This window comes from Streptomyces sp. enrichment culture (assembly GCF_964272895.1).
GTDB lineage: Bacteria > Actinomycetota > Actinomycetes > Streptomycetales > Streptomycetaceae > Streptomyces.
Map to the genome: position 1 here is coordinate 1,180,001 of NZ_OZ186832.1, position 16,551 is coordinate 1,196,551.

At 72.0% G+C, this 16,551-nt stretch carries 12 protein-coding genes; 8 read left to right on the top strand and 4 right to left on the bottom strand.

All coding sequences use genetic code 11. From position 1 onward, the window contains the following. Positions 1-213 precede the first annotated feature (213 nt). Together ACSU6M_RS05335 and ptsP are read left to right on the top strand one after the other, a co-directional pair. The gene (locus ACSU6M_RS05335) at positions 214-663 is read left to right on the top strand and encodes a PTS sugar transporter subunit IIA (RefSeq protein WP_437067495.1); all 450 of its coding nucleotides are present in this window, start codon (positions 214-216) and stop codon (positions 661-663) included. A 79-nt stretch (positions 664-742) separates the two neighbouring features. Further along, positions 743-2,413 carry a phosphoenolpyruvate--protein phosphotransferase gene (ptsP, locus tag ACSU6M_RS05340; RefSeq protein ID WP_437067497.1) on the top strand — a complete coding sequence of 557 codons (1,671 nt, stop codon included), beginning with the start codon at positions 743-745 and terminating at the stop codon, positions 2,411-2,413. A gap of 78 nt (positions 2,414-2,491) precedes the next feature. Here the strand turns inward: ptsP and ACSU6M_RS05345 are convergent, their stop codons facing one another. Together ACSU6M_RS05345 and ACSU6M_RS05350 are read right to left on the bottom strand one after the other, a co-directional pair. After that, complete coding sequence (locus tag ACSU6M_RS05345; RefSeq protein ID WP_437067499.1) at positions 2,492-3,388, bottom strand: hypothetical protein; 897 nt, start codon at positions 3,386-3,388, stop codon at positions 2,492-2,494. Between the two features lie 163 nt (positions 3,389-3,551). Continuing rightward, positions 3,552-5,519, bottom strand: coding sequence for an acetoacetate--CoA ligase (locus tag ACSU6M_RS05350; RefSeq protein WP_437067501.1), 1,968 nt, complete (start codon positions 5,517-5,519; stop codon positions 3,552-3,554). 212 nt (positions 5,520-5,731) lie between these two features. On the opposite strand from ACSU6M_RS05350, the gene ACSU6M_RS05355 reads away from it, so the two are divergent. Then, entirely contained in the window at positions 5,732-8,110 is a 2,379-nt protein-coding gene (locus tag ACSU6M_RS05355; protein WP_437067502.1) for a glycoside hydrolase family 31 protein, read from the top strand. A 27-nt stretch (positions 8,111-8,137) separates the two neighbouring features. Here ACSU6M_RS05355 and ACSU6M_RS05360 read toward each other — a convergent pair whose 3' ends face one another. Both ACSU6M_RS05360 and ACSU6M_RS05365 read right to left on the bottom strand, forming a co-directional pair. Then, positions 8,138-8,674 carry an NUDIX domain-containing protein gene (locus ACSU6M_RS05360; protein ID WP_437067504.1) on the bottom strand — a complete coding sequence of 179 codons (537 nt, stop codon included), beginning with the start codon at positions 8,672-8,674 and terminating at the stop codon, positions 8,138-8,140. A gap of 47 nt (positions 8,675-8,721) precedes the next feature. Next, positions 8,722-9,549 (bottom strand): M15 family metallopeptidase, encoded by an 828-nt coding sequence (locus ACSU6M_RS05365; RefSeq protein ID WP_437067505.1) that lies wholly within the window; start codon positions 9,547-9,549, stop codon positions 8,722-8,724. Between the two features lie 224 nt (positions 9,550-9,773). Between ACSU6M_RS05365 and ACSU6M_RS05370 the strand changes: the two genes are divergently transcribed. The 5 genes from ACSU6M_RS05370 to glpK all read left to right on the top strand — a co-directional run bounded on the left by ACSU6M_RS05370 (position 9,774) and on the right by glpK (position 16,465). Further along, positions 9,774-10,220 (top strand): Zn-ribbon domain-containing OB-fold protein, encoded by a 447-nt coding sequence (locus tag ACSU6M_RS05370; protein ID WP_437067506.1) that lies wholly within the window; start codon positions 9,774-9,776, stop codon positions 10,218-10,220. Then, the gene (locus ACSU6M_RS05375; RefSeq protein ID WP_437067508.1) at positions 10,217-11,404 is read left to right on the top strand and encodes a lipid-transfer protein; all 1,188 of its coding nucleotides are present in this window, start codon (positions 10,217-10,219) and stop codon (positions 11,402-11,404) included. The genes ACSU6M_RS05370 and ACSU6M_RS05375 overlap by 4 nt, the downstream gene beginning before the upstream one ends. Positions 11,405-11,615: 211 nt before the next feature. Next, on the top strand, positions 11,616-13,268 hold the full coding sequence (locus ACSU6M_RS05380) for an EAL domain-containing protein (RefSeq protein ID WP_437067509.1): 1,653 nt from the start codon (positions 11,616-11,618) through the stop codon (positions 13,266-13,268). 898 nt (positions 13,269-14,166) lie between these two features. Next, on the top strand, positions 14,167-14,916 hold the full coding sequence (locus tag ACSU6M_RS05385) for an MIP/aquaporin family protein (RefSeq protein WP_437067511.1): 750 nt from the start codon (positions 14,167-14,169) through the stop codon (positions 14,914-14,916). Between the two features lie 28 nt (positions 14,917-14,944). Next, positions 14,945-16,465 (top strand): glycerol kinase GlpK, encoded by a 1,521-nt coding sequence (glpK, locus tag ACSU6M_RS05390; RefSeq protein ID WP_437067513.1) that lies wholly within the window; start codon positions 14,945-14,947, stop codon positions 16,463-16,465. Positions 16,466-16,551 lie beyond the last annotated feature (86 nt).

The following is a 16,551-nucleotide window of genomic DNA, read 5'->3' on the forward strand; positions in this document are numbered from 1 at the left end:
GACGCTTGGACGCGTCACTCAGCCCCCGGCAGGAGAACGACTGTACACGGGGCCGCGAAGCCCGCGCAAATCCATTAAGCTGGTGGTCTAGACCTCTGGACCGGGACCTCTCATGCGGAACCGGGACTTCATATGACATACGCTGCTGAACAACGCGCGTCATGGACAGGCAGTGACGACGCGTATGCAGACTCCACCCCTGGGAGGCTTCCCATGACCACCGTGACGTCCCCTCTCGCAGGACGCGCCATCGGGCTCGCGGCCGTGCCGGATCCCGTCTTCTCCGGGGCCATGGTCGGCCCGGGCACCGCCATCGACCCCGTCCGGGAGCCCTCCGAGGCTGTCGCTCCCGTCGACGGGGTCATCGTCTCCCTGCACCCCCACGCCTTCGTGGTCGTCGACGGCGAGGGGCACGGTGTGCTGGTCCACCTCGGCATCGACACGGTGCAGCTGAACGGTGAGGGCTTCGAGCTCCTGGTGAACAAGGGGGACTCCGTGACGCGCGGCCAGGGGGTCGTGCGCTGGGACCCCGCCGCCGTGGAGGCCGCCGGCAAGTCCCCGGTCTGCCCGATCGTTGCGCTGGAGGCCACGGCCGAGGCTCTCTCCGATCTCCGCGAGGACGGCGACGTCAAGGCGGGCGACAGTCTCTTCCTCTGGAAGTGACACAGGCGCCGTCGTCATGACGGCAGGCAGGACAACCACCGCGGCGGCGGGACCCGCCGCACTATCGGAGACGGGTGAGATGGAGACAACGCTGCGAGGCGTCGGCGTGAGCCACGGTGTGGCGATCGGCGAGGTTCGGCACATGGGCACGGCGGTTCTGGAGCCGCCGGCCAAGCAGATCCCGGCGGAGGACGCGGAGCGCGAACAGGGGCGTGCCCGCAAGGCCGTGGAAGCTGTGGCGGCCGACCTGATGGCGCGCGGCAATCTGGCGGGGGGCGAAGCCCAGGCGGTGCTCGAGGCGCAGGCCATGATGGCCCAGGACCCCGAGCTCATGGCGGACGTGGATCGCAGGATCGCCGTCGGCAGCACCGCCGAGCGGGCTGTCTACGACGCCTTCGCCGCGTACCGCGAGCTGCTGGCCGGCGCGGGTGAGTACCTCGCCGGACGCGTCGCCGACCTCGACGACGTGCGGAACCGTATCGTCGCGCGGCTGCTCGGCGTGCCCATGCCGGGTGTGCCGGACAGCGACGAGCCGTATGTGCTCGTGGCGCGTGATCTGGCGCCGGCGGACACGGCGCTGCTGGACCCGACTCTGGTTCTCGGCTTCGTGACCGAGGAGGGCGGGCCGACCAGCCACAGCGCGATCCTGGCCCGTGCGCTCGGGGTGCCCGCCGTGGTGGCGCTGCCGGGTGCGGGTGAGCTGGCCGAGGGCACCGTGATCGCGGTGGACGGCAGCACCGGTGAGATCTTCGTGGACCCGAGCGAGGAGAAGAAGGCTCAGCTGGAGGCCGCGGCCGCCGAGCGCAAGGCCGCGCTGGCCGCGTCGACGGGTCCGGGCGCCACCGCCGACGGGCACAAGATGCCGCTGCTGGCCAACATCGGCGGCCCGGCGGACGTGGCCGCCGCGGTGGAGGCCGGTGCCGAGGGTGTGGGTCTGTTCCGTACCGAGTTCCTCTTCCTGGACGACAACAAGAACGCGCCGTCCGAGGAGAAGCAGGTCGAGGCATACCGCAAGGTGCTCGAAGCCTTCCCCGAGGGTCGCGTGGTCGTGCGTGTGCTGGACGCGGGCGCCGACAAGCCGCTCGACTTCCTGACGCCCGCCGACGAGCCGAACCCGGCGCTGGGCGTGCGTGGTCTGCGGACGCTGCTCGACCACCCCGAGGTGCTGCGGACCCAGCTGACGGCGCTGGCGAAGGCCGCGGAGGGGCTGCCGGTCTACCTTGAGGTCATGGCCCCGATGGTGGCGGACCGTATCGACGCCAAGGCGTTCGCGGACGCGTGCCGTGAGGCCGGGCTGCGGGCGAAGTTCGGTGCGATGGTCGAGATCCCGTCGGCGGCGCTGCGGGCGCGCTCCATCCTTCAGGAGGTGGAGTTCCTGTCGCTGGGCACCAATGATCTCGCCCAGTACACCTTCGCCGCCGACCGTCAGGTGGGCGCGGTGTCGCGGCTGCAGGACCCGTGGCAGCCGGCGCTGCTGGATCTTGTCGCGCTGTCCGCGGAGGCAGCGAAGGCCGAGGGCAAGAGCTGCGGTGTCTGCGGTGAGGCCGCGTCCGATCCGCTGCTGGCGTGTGTGCTGACCGGTCTGGGTGTCACCTCCCTGTCCATGGGCGCGGCGTCGATTCCTTACGTGCGCGCCACGCTGGCGAAGTACACGCTCGCCCAGTGCGAGCGGGCCGCGGCGGCGGCTCGGGCGGCGGACAGCGCCGAGGAGGCGCGGACCGCCGCGCAGGCGGTGCTGTCCGGCGAGTGACGGCGGTTCATCGGCCGCCGGTGTCGCCGGTTGTCGTCGAGGGGCGCTCCATCCATGGGTGGGGCGCCCCTCGGGCGTTCAGTGGCCGTGGCTGTCCGGTGTGGCTCCCCGTTCCCCGAGGTCCGGTGGCTCGCGGTAGTCGACGTTGGACTCCGGTGAGATGAGCTCGCCGGATTCGGCGTCGGTGCAGTAGGCGTCGAAGACCTCGCCGGCGGTCAGCGGTTCGAGGGTGTCGCCGCGCAGGCGCCAGCCGTAGATCTGATCGGGGTGGCCGGGGGCCGTGGTCCGCATGACCAGTCCGCCGGGGCGGTGGGTGGCGAGGCCGAGCGCCAGGACGGTGGTGAACTCAAGGGCTTCCGCTTCGTCGAGGTCGAGCCCGCCGGGCTGGGTCTGCTCCGCGTGCAGGACGGAGACGAGGGCTTCGGGTGTGGTCGTGACGCTGCAGACGAGGTGGTGGTGGCCGGCCGGTGCGGTGTCGAGGATGCGGAGGAGGAGGTCGGAGGCGCGGGTGAGGGCGGCCCGTCCGAGGTCCTCGCCGCAGGAGGCGCAGGTGCCGAGGCCGGCCAGCAGCATGGTGGCGTACTCCCAGGTCGCCTGGCGTACGGCTTCGTCGACGAGGGCGGGGAGCAGGTCGCTGAGGGGCTGGCCCTCGTAGGGGAGGGCTGGTCCGGTGGCGGCGAGGTGCGCGGTGAAGCGGGCGCGGCTGGATGCCTTGTCGGGATCGAGGCCGGTCTCGGCGCAGTAGTCGGCGTACTCCTGCGGGTCGAAGAGCGCCACGGTCGTGTGGCCGCCCTGGGCGGCGCGGGTGCGCAGGAGGGCCTCCACCTCGTGGAGGTAGTGGGCGTGGTCGTGGAAGGTGAAGCTGCGGTAGCGCCGCATCGCGCGGAAGTCCTGTTCGTCGGCCAGCAGGCCGATGGTGCCGGCGATCTCGCGGCGCAGGACGCGTCGCAGGGTCTGGTGGTCGGTGTGCGCCATTGCTTACCCCCGTGCGGTTGATCAATGCTCACTCACAGTAACCGCCGCCACTGACAACGGGGGCCTGGCCGGGGGTCTTCGCAGGTCAGCGGGGGGTGCGTGGGGGTGGCCGCGGATCCGTCGGTGACGGTCCGCGGCCGGGTGACCGGTCGCCGCGGTCGGGTCAGGCGCGCTTGCGGGCGAGGTCCTCGTAGAAGCGGAGAAGGTCGAGGTTGTCGATCGAGCCGGGGTTGACGGCCTTGGCGAGGGGGGTTCCCTGGAGCAGGCGCTTGACCGGGACCTCGATGCGCTTGCCGGTCAGGGTGTGCGGGATGCCGGGGACCTCGATGACCTCGTCGGGGACGTGGCGGGGGGACAGCTGCTCGCGGATGGTCTGCTTGATGCGGTTCAGCAGGGCGTCGTCGAGGGCGGCGCCGGGGGCGAGGTGGACGAAGAGGGGCATCCAGTAGCCGCCGTCGGGTTGTTCCACGCCGATGACGAGGGATTCCTTGATCTCGGGCAGGCGTTCCACGGCCTCGTAGATGTCGGCGGATCCCATCCGTACGCCCTGGCGGTTGAGGGTGGAGTCGGAGCGTCCGTGGATGACGACGGAGCCTCGGGAGGTGACGGTGATCCAGTCGCCGTGGCGCCAGACGCCGGGGTAGGTGTCGAAGTAGCTGTCGTGGTAGCGGCTGCCGTCGGGGTCGTTCCAGAAGTGGATCGGCATCGACGGCATCGGGTTGGTGACGACGAGCTCGCCGACCTCGTCGATGAGGGGCTTGCCGCTGGGGTCCCAGGACTGCAGGTCGGTGCCGAGGCCGGGGGCCTGGAGCTCGCCGATGTAGACGGGGAGGGTGGGGACGGCTCCGGCGAAGCAGGAGCAGACGTCGGTGCCGCCGCTGACGGAGGCGATCCAGAGGTCGTCGCGGACCTCGTCGTGCAGCCAGCGGAAGCCGTCGGGCGGGAGCGGGGAGCCGGTGGTCGCGACGCAGCGGACCGTGGAGAGGTCGTAGTCGCGCGAGGGGTGCACGCCGGCCTTGCGGCAGGCCATGACGTACGCGGCCGAGGTGCCGTAGAGGGTGGCGCGCGTGCGTTCGGCGACGCGCCACTGGGCGCCGGTGTCGGGGTATCCGGGGCTGCCGTCGTAGAGGACGACGGTGGTGCCGGTGAGCAGGCCGGAGACGAGGAAGTTCCACATCATCCAGCCGGTCGAGGTGTACCAGAAGAAGCGGTCCTCGGGGCCGAGGTCGCAGTGCAGGCCGAGTTGCTTGAGGTGTTCGACGAGGATGCCGCCCTGGGACTGGACGATGGCCTTGGGCAGTCCGGTGGTGCCGGAGGAGTAGAGGACCCAGAGCGGGTGGTCGAAGGGGACCTGTTCGAATTCGGGTGCGGTGTCGGCGGTGGTGAGGGCGGACCAGTCGAGGGTGCCCTCGGGTGCTTCGGTGCCGAGCAGCGGGATGTGGACGACGGCGCGCAGGGTGGGGAGCTCGCGGCGCAGTTCGGCGACGGTGTCGCGGCGGTCGTGTTCCTTGCCGCCGTAGCGGTAGCCGTCGACGGTGAACAGGACGACCGGTTCGACCTGCTGGAAGCGGTCCAGGACGCTGCGGGCGCCGAAGTCGGGTGCGCAGGAGGTCCAGACTCCGCCGACCGCGGCGGTGGCGAGGAGGGCGACGACGGCTTCCGGGATGTTCGGGAGGTATCCGCTGACGCGGTCGCCGGGCCGGACGCCCAGGGCGCGCAGTTCGGCGGCCAGGGAGCCGACCTGCCGGCGCAGTTCCGCCCAGGTGACGGGGCGTGTCTCGTGCGTCTCGTCGACGTACAGGAGGGCGGCTTCGTCGGCGCGGGTCGCGGCCGCGCGCAGGGCGTGTTCGGCGTAGTTGAGGGTGGCGCCGGGGAACCATTGGGCGCCGGGCATGGAGCGGTCGGCGAGCACGCGCGTGTAGGGGGTGGTGAAGCGGACGTCGAACCACTGGGTGACGGCCTCCCAGAATGCCTCCGGTTCGTCGACGGACCAGCGGTGCAGTGCGGGGTAGCCGCCTTCGGCGGGTGCTCCGTGGTGGTCGGCGGCCCAGGTCTGGAACTTGGTGATCCGCGCGTCGGCGATGCGTTCGGGATCGGGCTGCCAGAGGGGCTGAGGGTTCTCGGTCGACATGGGGCGGCTCCCGGACTGTGCGCGTGGTGTGCGTCGGCCGCGCACGAGCGGGGTGTGCGCGTGACGCGGATGACACGGACGATGCCACGTGATCGACTTCCGCACCAGGGGCCACCCCACATAGTCCGTGTCGTGAAGGTGTGGTCCCGGCACGGGTGAACGGCAGTTGAACGACACGCGCGCGGGGGCCTGTCAGTGGCAGGGTGAGCGGCATGGACGGTCGTGACCTGGTGCGTTCGGTGAAGGCGGTCGGCTCTCTCGGGTTTGCGCAGGGGTTGCGCGCCGTGGGGGCGGCGTGGCGCCGGCGGCGTGCCGACGCTGCCGGGCTGCCGCCGCGGGGTGCCGAACGCGCGCGGGTGCCCGGTCCGCTGCGGGAGGCGGAGCCGGGGCCCGGTGGTGGGGTGATCCGGTTCGGCCGTGCGGAGCTGCGGATCATGGTGACCGTGCACGGGGCGGTGTTCTGGGGCTGGGACGGGGCCGGTCCGGAGCCGTCGTACGCGCTGGCCGGGCGGTGTCCGGAACCGGATCCCCGGGCGGTGCTGGAGCCGGACAAGGACGGCGGCTGGCGGGTGGTGGCGGAGCGGATGACGGTGGCCGTCTCGCGCCACGGGGCGGTCGAGGTGCAGACGCCGGGTGGCGTGATGCTGCGCCGCGATCTGCCGCCTCGCTGGTGGGAGCCGGTGGGCGGGGGTCCCGCGCGGTGGTTGCAGCGGTCGCGGGTGCCCGCGGACGCCCGGTTCTTCGGGCTGGGCGGACGGGCTTCGGGTCCGCGGCTGCGGGACGGTGTCTACCGGCTGTGGAACACCGATCCGGGCTTCGCCTTCGGGCCCGGGGACGATCCGCTGTACATCACGATGCCGGTGCAGATGGTGGTGGCGGACGCGGCGACGCATCTGGTCTTCCATGACACGTCGTGGGACGGCACGGTGACCCTGCGGGAGGGCGAGGAGGGCGCCGGTTCGGGCCATGACCGCGCGGGGGCGTGCGAGCTGCGGATGGAGGGCGGCCCGCTGCGCTGCTGGGTGATGGTGGGCACGCCCGCGCGCGTGCTGCTGGCCTGGGCGTCGCTGACCGGTGCGGCGGCGCTGCCGCCCGCCTGGGCGCTCGGACACCATCACGCGCGGTGGGGTTTCGGCAGTGAGCAGGAGGTGCGGCGGATCGTCGCCGGCTATCAGGAGCGGGGGCTTCCGCTCGACGCCGTGCATCTGGACATCGATCACTTCGACGAGCACCAGGTGTTCACGGTCGACGAGGAGCGTTTTCCCAAGCTGTCCGGGCTGGCCGAGGAGCTGCGCCGGGACGGGGTCCGGCTGGTGTCGATCGTCGATCCGGCGGTGAAGGCCTCCGCGGGGAACGCCGTGTACGACAGCGGTACGGCCGAGGACGTGTTCGTCAGGGACGCCTCGGGCCGGGTGGTGCGCGGGCTGGGATGGCCCGGGGACTCGGTGTTCCCCGACTTCACACACGCGCGCGTGCGCGCGTGGTGGGGGCGCTGGTACGAGGAGCGGCTGGCGCTGGGTTTCTCGGGTTTCTGGCATGACATGAACGAGCCGACGTCGTTCACGGCGTTCGGTGAGTCGACGTTGCCGCGTTCGGCCCGGCATTCCCTGGAGGGACGGGGCGGTGACCACCGCGAGGCGCACAACGTGTACGCGCTGGGCATGGCCAGAGCGGGTTACGAGGGGTTGCGCGAGCTGGCGCCCGAGCAGCGGCCGTTCGTCTTCTCGCGCTCGGGGTGGGCGGGCATGCAGCGGTACGGCGGGACGTGGTCGGGCGATGTGGCCACGGGGTGGCCGGGGCTGCGGGCGTCGCTGTCGCTGGTGATGGGGCTGGGTCTGTGCGGGGTGCCGTATTCGGGGCCGGACGTGGGTGGTTTCGACGGCAGTCCGTCGCCGGAGCTGTTTCTTCGTTGGTTCCAGATGGCGGCGTATCTGCCGCTGTTCCGCACCCATGCGAGTCTGCGGGCGGGGCGCCGGGAGCCCTGGGAGTTCGGGCCCGAGGTGTTGGAGCACGCGCGCGTGGCGCTCGTCGAGCGGCGGCGGCTGCTGCCGTACTTCCTGACGCTGGCGCATCTGGCCCGGCGTACCGGGGCGCCCTATGTGCGGCCGCTGTGGTGGGGCGCGCCGGAGGACCGGGTGCTGCGGGACTGCGAGGACGCGTTCCTGCTCGGTGACTGTCTGCTGGTGGCGCCGGTGCTGGACCCGGGGACGGACCGGCGTGCGGTGCAGCTGCCGCGGGGGCGCTGGTACGACACGGCGACGGGTCGGGCGTACCAGGGGCCGGGGCAGGTGCTGGTGGACGCGCCCTTGTCGCGGATTCCGGTGCTCGCGCGCGCGGGTGCCGTGATTCCGGTGCGGGGCGCCGACGGAGGGCTGGAACTGGAGGTGTGGGCGCCGGCCCGGGGCCGGACGGGCGGCGGGCTGGTCGTGCCGGATTCCGGTGAGGGGTGGCAGGAGCCGGAGATCGAGCGCTATGTCAGCCGCTGGGAGGGGCGGCGGGTGGTGGTGCGGCGCGAGGGTGAGGACGGCGTCGGTGCGCCGCCTCACCCGGTGCGTTTGCGTGGTGTCGCCGACGGCGAGGGTCGGGTGTAGCGGCCCTCGGGTCGGGTCCTGCGGGGATCAGACGTAGCGGCCCTCGAACCAGGCGCGTACGGCCAGGGTGTGGAGGGGGAAGGCGAGTTCCTCGGGCCTGCGCAGCAGGTGCCAGCCTTCCGTCTCGTCGGTGGGGGCGGACGGGGGCAGGCGGTCGGCGGGGCGCTCCGGGAGGATGCCGAACAGCAGCAGGTGCCCGTCGGCCGAGCTCATGGCGTCCGCGAGGCGCACGTCGCGGCTCGCCGCGTCGATGCCGGTCTCCTCCTTGAGCTCCCGTACGAGGGCCTGCCGCCAGTCCTCGCGGTCGTCGATGTAGCCGCCGGGCAGGGCGATGCCCCCGCGCGCGGGAGGTACGTCACGGGTGACGACGACCAGGGCGGTGCCCTTGGTGTCGTAGACGGGCTGGAGCGCCACCGCGACGGGCAGCGGGTTGCGGTAGGCCACGGTGCCGCAGGCGGGGCAGGTGCGGGGCCAGCCGGAGATGCCCTCTCCGTAGGGCGATCCGCAGCTCGAACAGTGGGAGCCCGGCGCGGAGTTGGGGGTGGAGGTCTGGTTCTCGGACACGTCGCGGACTGTATCCGATCACGGAGAGGGCGGCCGCATCGGAAGGTTCAGCGGTGGTGGGTGAGCGATCCGGCGGAGACGGGGAAGTCGAAGTAGGTGTCGGGGTAGGGCTCGGGCTTGTAGGTGTAGTGCCACCATTCCTCGGCGAGGTTGACGAAGCCGAGCTTCTCCAGGGTGTTCTTGAGCCGCAGCCGGTTGGCGCGCTGTTCGCCCTGGATGCGGGGGTCGAGGGTGTGGCTGAGGGTGTCGAAGCAGTCGAAGCCGGTTCCCATGTCGACGGAATTGTCGGGGAAGCGTTCGCTCTGGGGCGCGTAGCAGGGCACGAGGGGTTCGCCCGGGTGGTAGGGCCGGGTGGGCTTCGCCGGGAGTCTCACCAGGGTGAGGTCGACGGTGGAGCCGCGGCTGTGGCCCGACTTCTCAGCGATGTAGCCGTCGGTGAACAGGCGGCTCTTGTCCACGTTCGGGTAGAACTCGGCCTTCATGGCCTCGTCGTCGAGGTCCTCGGCCCAGCGGACGAAGTGGTCGACCGCGCGCTGGGGGCGGTAGCAGTCGTAGACCTTGAGGCTGTATCCCTGGCGCAGCAGTTGCCGCTGTGCCGTGTGAAGGGCTTCGGCGGCGGGGCGGGTGAGGAGGCACAGGGGCTGGCGGTAGCCGTCGATGCGCTCGCCGACGAAGTTGTGCGGGGTGAAGTAGCGCATCTCCTGGATGATCGTCCGGTCCACGCTTCGCAGGGACACGAAGTCGGCGGGGGCCTGGGGTTCGGTCGCGGCCCGGGCGCTCGGGGGTGCGGCGGTCATGGCCGTGAGGGCGGCCAGCGCGGTGACGATCCCGCGGAATGCGGTGGTGACGCGTACTGCGGCGAGGAGTCGTGTCATGTCTCCTGCGTCTATCAGGAGCGGGGCCCTCCGGGGAAGCGGTCCGGCCGCGATGGGGGCTCGGGGGGAGGGACGGTCGGGGCCACCCCCGTGGGCCTCGTCCGTCCCTCCCGATACGACGACGCCGGGGAGGCGCGGTTGGTTCACCCCTGATGGCCTGCACTTTTATGGTTGCCCGTGGCACACTTCTGACGGTCCATCAGATCTGCTGCCAGGGAGGGACGTTGACGCGTACACGTATTCCTGTCGTCGAGGGGTGGTTCACCGGTGAGGGCGATTCGTTTCGTCTGCTCGGCACGCGCTGCTCCGCCTGCCTGTCCGTGTTCTTCCCCCGGGAGGACACGCACTGCCGTAATCCGGGGTGCGCGGGGGGTGACCTGAAGGAGGTGCCGCTGTCCCGGCGCGGCCGGATCTGGTCGTACACGGACACGCGATACCGGCCACCGTCACCCTATGTGACGAATCCGGAACTTCCCTGGGTGCCGTACGCGTTGATCGCTGCGGAGCTGGAATCGGAGCGGATGGTGGTGCTGGGGCAGGCCGCACCCGGTGTCACCGTCGCCGATCTGGCGGTGGGCATGGAGGTGGAGGTCGTCGGCGGCGTGCTGCACGAGGACGCCGAGACGGTCCGGACGACATGGCACTGGCGGCCGACGGGGGTGCGGACATGACGGATGTGGCGGTGCTGGGGGTGGGCATGCACCCCTGGGGGAAGTGGGGACGTGGCTTCGTCGCGTACGGGGCGGTGGCCGCCCGCGCGGCGCTCGCCGACGCCGGGATGGAGTGGCGGGACATCGGGTCCGTGGTCGGCGCCGGCACCGTGCGCGGGGGCTATCCGGGCCATGTGGCCGGGGCGGCCTTCGCCAAGGCGCTCGGGTGGCAGGGCGCCCGGGTGACGAGCGTGTACGCGGCGTGCGCCTCGGGGGCCCAGGCGGTGAACACCGCGCGGGCGCAGATCCTCTCCGGGCTCGCCGACGTGGTGCTGGTGGTGGGCGCCGACTCCGCGCCCAAGGGCTTCTTCCGGCCGGCGGGCGGGGACCGGCCGGACGATCCCGACTGGCTGCGGTTTCGGGTGCTCGGCGCGACCAACCCCGTCTACTTCGGGCTCTACGCGCGGCGGCGGATGGCGGTGTACGGGGACACGGAGGAGGACTTCGCGCGGGTCAAGGTCAAGAACTCCGCGGCGGGGGCGCTCAATCCGTACGCCCGCTACCGCACACGCGTCACCAAGGAGGAGGTGGCCGCCTCGGCGGTGGTCGCCGATCCCCTGCGGCTGCTGGACATCTGCGCCACCTCCGACGGCGGTGCGGCGCTGGTCCTGTCGAGCGTGGACTTCGCTCGCCGACGAGGCGTCAAGGAGCCGGTGCGCATCCGGGCGGTGTCCACGGTGACGCCGCGCTATCCCAACACCGTGCTGGACCTTCCCGACTTCGCGACCGACTCCGCCGCGGCCGTGGAACCGGCGCCGGAGACCTTCCGCGCCTCGATCGCCCGCGCGGCCTACGAGGAGGCGGGTGCCGGTCCCGAGGACCTGTCGCTCGCGGAGGTCTACGACCTGTCGACCGCTCTGGAGTTGCAGTGGTACGAGGATCTCGGGCTGTGCGGCGAGGGCGAAGGGGCGAAGCTGCTCAGGGAGGGCGCCACCGCTCCTGGCGGACACATACCGGTGAACGCGAGCGGCGGCCTTGCGTCCTTCGGCGAGGCGGTGCCGGCCCAGGCGATCGCCCAGGTGTGCGAGCTCACCTGGCAGTTGAGGGGCGCGGCCGGGGACCGGCAGGTGGACAGGGCGCGGGTCGGGCTCGCGGCCAACCAGGGGCTCTTCGGGCACGGTTCGGCGGTGGTCGCGGTGCGGTGAGGCGCGGTGGCGGTGGGGGCGCGCTGGCAGTCGGGAGGCGGTGGCGGTCGGGGTGCGGCCTCGCGACGGTAGCGCGTCCGTCGAGAGCGGGCCTCGGGGTCGTACGGCTGTTCCCGTCGGCGATGTGCACTCTGAGTGAGCGGGCAGGAATGCTGCGTGAACGTCTCGTGAACTGGGCCTGGGGGTGTGCGGGCGGCGCCATCATGCTCCCGTGCACTCCTGGACGGATACTCTCCGCTTCGCCTTCCAGCCGGTGGTCAATCTGACGACCGCGGGGATCGCGGCGCTGGAGGTCCTCGCCCGCCCGGAGGCGGGAGACATCCTGGCCGAGGCCCGTCGGGACCCCGAGTTGGACTGCCGACTGGCCGTGCTGGCGCTCCGCGCGGCGGCGCGCAAGGAGACGTTGCTGCCGCTGCACCTCAACGTGTTCGCGGGCAGCATCGCCGACCTGGGCGGGCTCGGGCCGCTGCGCGAGGCGGTGCGCCAGGTGGGCCGGCTGCCCTGGGAGGTGACGGTCGATGTCGGGCCGCCGTTCACGCATGTGCCGCAGCAGGCGCTGCTGGAGGGCCTGGCGGCGCTGCGGGGTGCGGGCTTCCGGGTCAGCGCGGACGGTGTCGGGGACGGCGACCTGCCCCTTCGGATGCTCGACAACATGGCGCCCGACCTGGTCAAACTGGACGCGTCGCTGCTGACCCGGCCGCCCGCGGTACGGGCCATGCGCACGCTGTGCGACGAGCTCGGCGCCCTGCTGTCGGTGGAGGGCGTGGAGACCGAGTCCCAGTACCGGGCGGCTGTGGAGGCCGGTGCCCAGCTCGGTCAGGGCGAGCTGTTCGCGCCGCCGGCCCGGCTGCCGGCCGCGGAGGTGTACGTTCCGCCGCGTCCGTCCGTCGCCGCCGCGGGGCCACGGCCCGGGCCGTCGGTACGGGAGTTCGTGCGTCCCGCCGCGCTGCTGCCGGACACCGCGTCCGCCGGTCAGGTGCGCGCGCTGCTGACCGGCTCGCCGGAGGTCTCCGGGGTGCTCCTGGTGGACCGGGAAGGGGTCCCGGTGCGTTCCGTGCACCGGTCCCGCTTCCTGCTGTCGATGTCGGGGCGCTACGGGCACGCCCTGTACGCCGACCGGCCCGCCGCCCGGCTCGGTGACGCACCGCGGACGGTGGGTGTGGACGCCACCGCGTGGGAGGTGCTGGACGTGGTGGCCGACGGCGGGCGGGACCGTACGTCGGACGACGTCGCCGTGGTGGACCGGTACGGGCGCTGTGTGGGTGTCGTACGGCTGGCGGATCTGGTGCGGGCCCTGGCCGAGTCGCGGGTCGAGGAGGCGGCCGGGCTCAACCCGCTGACCAGGCTGCCGGGCTCGGACGCGATCACCGGTGAGGTCGACCGGCGGATCGCGGACGGGCGGGCGTTCGCGCTGAGCTGGCTGGACGTGGACCACTTCAAGCAGGTCAACGACGGGGCCGGCTTCGCGGCGGGCGACGAACTCATCCGGTCCGTGGGACATGCGCTGCAGCACGCCGCGTCCGGCAGCACGCGGGTGGGGCACATCGGCGGGGACGACTTCCTGGTCCTCGCCGACCCCGAGGGGCTGGACGCGCTGGCGGCAGCCGTGCTGGACGCTCCGTGGTCGGCGGGCGGGCGGCCCGTCACACTGTCGCTGGCCACGGTGGTGTGCGCGCCGGGAAGCGTACGGGATCACCGGCAGGCCGCCGCCTGTCTGGCGCCGCTGAAGAAGGCCGCCAAGGCCCTCACCGGCGCGAGCTGGGTGCTGGGGCGGGCGGGCAGGCCCGAAGACCCCGAGGTACGGCGCGGTGCGGCCCCTACGGCCGGCCAGACGGGGGCCGTGGTGGCCGAGCCGCTGGGGTGAGGCGGGGGTGCGGTCGGCTGGGCCGAGCTGCCGAGCTTCTGAGGCGGGGGACCAGGGCGGGGCGCGTCGCCTGGGGCGAGCCACTGAGGCAGGGCGGGGTGGGGCGGGGTGCGCCACCTGGGGCGAGACACTGAGGCAGGGCGGGGCGGGGTGCGCCGCCTGGGGCGAGCCGTGAAATGACGCCGGCGGCCCACGGGCACTCGGGCCGAGCCTCCGAGGCGGGGGCGGCTCCCCTAGCCTAGGGCCGAGCGCCTGCGGCCGAGCCTCCGAGGCAGGGCGGCTCGCGTCGCCTGGGGCCGAGCCGCTGAGACGACGCGGGCGGCGCACCTCGCCTGCGGCTGGGCCTCCGAGGCGGGGCGGCTCCCGTCGGCGCCGAGCGGCCCCGTCGTGGACTGGCCGATTCTGTGCGTCGCCGGCATCCGTCGGCAGGCGGGCGGAAGGTCTCCCGGACCCGCCGGGCACCGGTGCCCACCGGCTGACGCGCGCTGCAGAACCGTATCGCCGGGCCCTCGCACATCAGACGGCGAGGCGCTCGGGAGCCGGTCCTCGTCGCGAGCGCGGTGTCCGCGGTGGCCGGTTCGAATCGGGCCGGTCCTTTGATGTCGGCGACCTTGACGCCCTGTGAGCGCCGGTGAACACTTCCCGGTGTCAGTCGACATCGCCGTACATTCTCGGCGTAATCCGGCACGCGCCACGGGCCTGAGCGCGGCAAGGCCCACTCCCCCACGGGCGATTCGGCTGCCACGGCACGCTCGTCATGGACGCCGGGCGGGGCGCGGGACCCTCCCTGCCACCGGCTGGTTGCGCCAGGAGAGCCACGGGACCCAACAAGCGCGCCCTGCACACCCACCGGGGTCGATGCACCCTGGGACGAGGGGCCTAGCGTCTAGGAGCCGCCATGAGCAACGGAGACATTTTCGTCGGGGAGATCATCGGCACCGCGATCCTGATCCTGTTCGGTGCCGGTGTGTGCGCCGCCGTCACCCTCAGATTCTCCAAGGCACGGTCCTCGGGGTGGGTGGTGATCGCGTTCGGCTGGGGATTCGCCGTGCTGGCGGGTGCCTATACCGCCGCGCCGCTGTCCGGCGGGCATCTCAACCCGGCCGTCACGCTGGGTATCGCGATGGACACGGGTGACTGGGACCAGGTGTGGGTCTACGTGCTGGGTCAGATGGTCGGCGCCATGCTGGGCGCCGTTCTCGCGTACCTGGTGTACTTCGCGCAGTTCCAGGCCAACGTCCGCCAGCAGGGCACCACGGAGGGCACGGTGGACGAGCCGACCCCGACGCTCGGGATCTTCTCCACCATCCCGGAGATCCGGAACCCGGTCGCCAACCTGGTCACCGAGATCATCGCGACCATCGGTCTGGTGCTGCCGATCCTCGCCTTCGGGCTGACGAAGGGGCTCGGCGAGTCGGGCACCCTGGTGCTGATCGTGTCGCTGCTGGTCGTGGGCATCGGTCTGTCGCTGGGCGGGCCGACCGGTTACGCCATCAACCCCGCGCGCGACCTCGGTCCGCGCATCGTGCACAGCTTCCTGCCGATTCCGAACAAGGGCACCTCCGACTGGGGTTACGCCTGGGTTCCGGTCGTCGGCCCGCTGATCGGAGGGGCGCTCGCCGGCCTCATCTACAACGCAGCCTTCTGAACGAGCTGAACGAGCCCAAGGGGTAGCCATGACGGACAACGCCGAGAAGTACGTCGCCGCGATCGACCAGGGCACGACCTCCAGCCGCTGCATCATCTTCGACCACGGCGGTTCCATCGTGGCCGTGGACCAGCGCGAGCACCGCCAGATCTTCCCGAAACCGGGCTGGGTGGAGCATGACGCCACCGAGATCTGGTCCAAGGTCCAGGCGGTGGTCGCCGGGGCCATCGCCAAGGCGGGGCTGCGGGCCGACCAGCTCAGCGCCCTGGGCATCACCAACCAGCGGGAGACGACGGTCCTGTGGGACCGCGCCACGGGCAAACCCGTGCACAACGCGATCGTGTGGCAGGACACCCGCACGGCGGCGCTGTGCAACGAGCTGGGCGGCGCGGACGGTCAGGACCGCTTCCGCGAGCAGACGGGTCTGCCGCTGGCGAGCTACTTCTCCGGACCCAAGGCGGCCTGGCTGCTGGACAACGTGCCCGGGCTCAGGGACCGGGCCGAGCGCGGCGAGATCGCCTTCGGCACCATCGACTCCTGGCTCATCTGGAACCTGACCGGTGGCACCGACGGCGGCCGTCACGTCACCGACGTCACCAACGCCGGGCGCACCATGCTGATGAACCTGGAGACGCTTCAGTGGGACAGGTCGATCCTGTCCGCGATGAACGTCCCGGAGCAGATCCTGCCCGAGATCAGGTCCTCGGCCGAGGTCTACGGCACCGCGGTCGGCCAGCTCGGGGGCGTACCGGTCGCGTCGGCGCTCGGCGACCAGCAGGCCGCCGTGTTCGGTCAGGCCTGCTACGACGTGGGCACGGCGAAGAACACGTACGGCACGGGCAGCTTCCTGCTGCTGAACACCGGCAACCGGCCGGTGCCGTCCAAGAGCGGGCTGCTGACGACGATGGGCTACAAGATCGGCGAGGAGGCGCCGGTGTACTGCCTGGAGGGTTCGATAGCCATAACGGGCGCGCTCGTGCAATGGTTCCGCGACCAGCTGGGCATCATCCGCACCGCCGACGAGATCGAGACCCTGGCGGCGAGCGTCGAGGACAACGGAGGCGCGTACATCGTGCCGGCGTTCTCGGGTCTGTTCGCGCCGTACTGGCGTTCCGACGCGCGCGGTGTCGTCACGGGCCTGACCCGGTACGTCACGAAGGCGCACCTCGCGCGCGCGGTGCTGGAGGCGACCAGCTGGCAGACGCGCGAGGTCGTGGACGCCATGTACCAGGACTCCGGGGTGCGGATCACCACCCTGAAGGTGGACGGCGGCATGACCAAGAACAATCTGCTGATGCAGCATCAGGCCGATGTGCTCGACGTGCCCGTGATGCGGCCGCGGGTCTCCGAGACCACCTGTCTGGGCGCGGCGTACGCGGCCGGTCTGGCCACCGGGGTGTGGAACGACCTGGACGAACTCAAGGCGCACTGGCAGAAGGACGCCGAGTGGACGCCGGCGATGGACGCCTCGGTGCGTGACCGCGAGTACCACAACTGGCGCAAGGCCGTGGAGAAGAGCTTCGGCTGGCTGGAGGACGAGCACGCGTAGGTACACGCGCGTGAACGTCGCCGCGGACCGCGGCCCGTACCCCGGTCGGCGGGGGTACGGGCCGTGCGCGCTGTCGTCCGGGTGGT

Bases quoted from the DNA above. Each gene is read 5' to 3' on its own strand.
- ACSU6M_RS05375 (WP_437067508.1), top strand. From the start codon at position 10,217: ATGACGGATGTGGCGGTGCTGGGGGTGGGCATGCACCCCTGGGGGAAG.
- ACSU6M_RS05365 (WP_437067505.1), bottom strand. From the start codon at position 9,549: ATGACACGACTCCTCGCCGCAGTACGCGTCACCACCGCATTCCGCGGG.
- ptsP (WP_437067497.1), top strand. From the start codon at position 743: ATGGAGACAACGCTGCGAGGCGTCGGCGTGAGCCACGGTGTGGCGATC.
- ACSU6M_RS05350 (WP_437067501.1), bottom strand. From the start codon at position 5,519: ATGTCGACCGAGAACCCTCAGCCCCTCTGGCAGCCCGATCCCGAACGC.
- glpK (WP_437067513.1), top strand. From the start codon at position 14,945: ATGACGGACAACGCCGAGAAGTACGTCGCCGCGATCGACCAGGGCACG.
- ACSU6M_RS05385 (WP_437067511.1), top strand. From the start codon at position 14,167: ATGAGCAACGGAGACATTTTCGTCGGGGAGATCATCGGCACCGCGATC.
- ACSU6M_RS05345 (WP_437067499.1), bottom strand. From the start codon at position 3,388: ATGGCGCACACCGACCACCAGACCCTGCGACGCGTCCTGCGCCGCGAG.
- ACSU6M_RS05335 (WP_437067495.1), top strand. From the start codon at position 214: ATGACCACCGTGACGTCCCCTCTCGCAGGACGCGCCATCGGGCTCGCG.
- ACSU6M_RS05355 (WP_437067502.1), top strand. From the start codon at position 5,732: ATGGACGGTCGTGACCTGGTGCGTTCGGTGAAGGCGGTCGGCTCTCTC.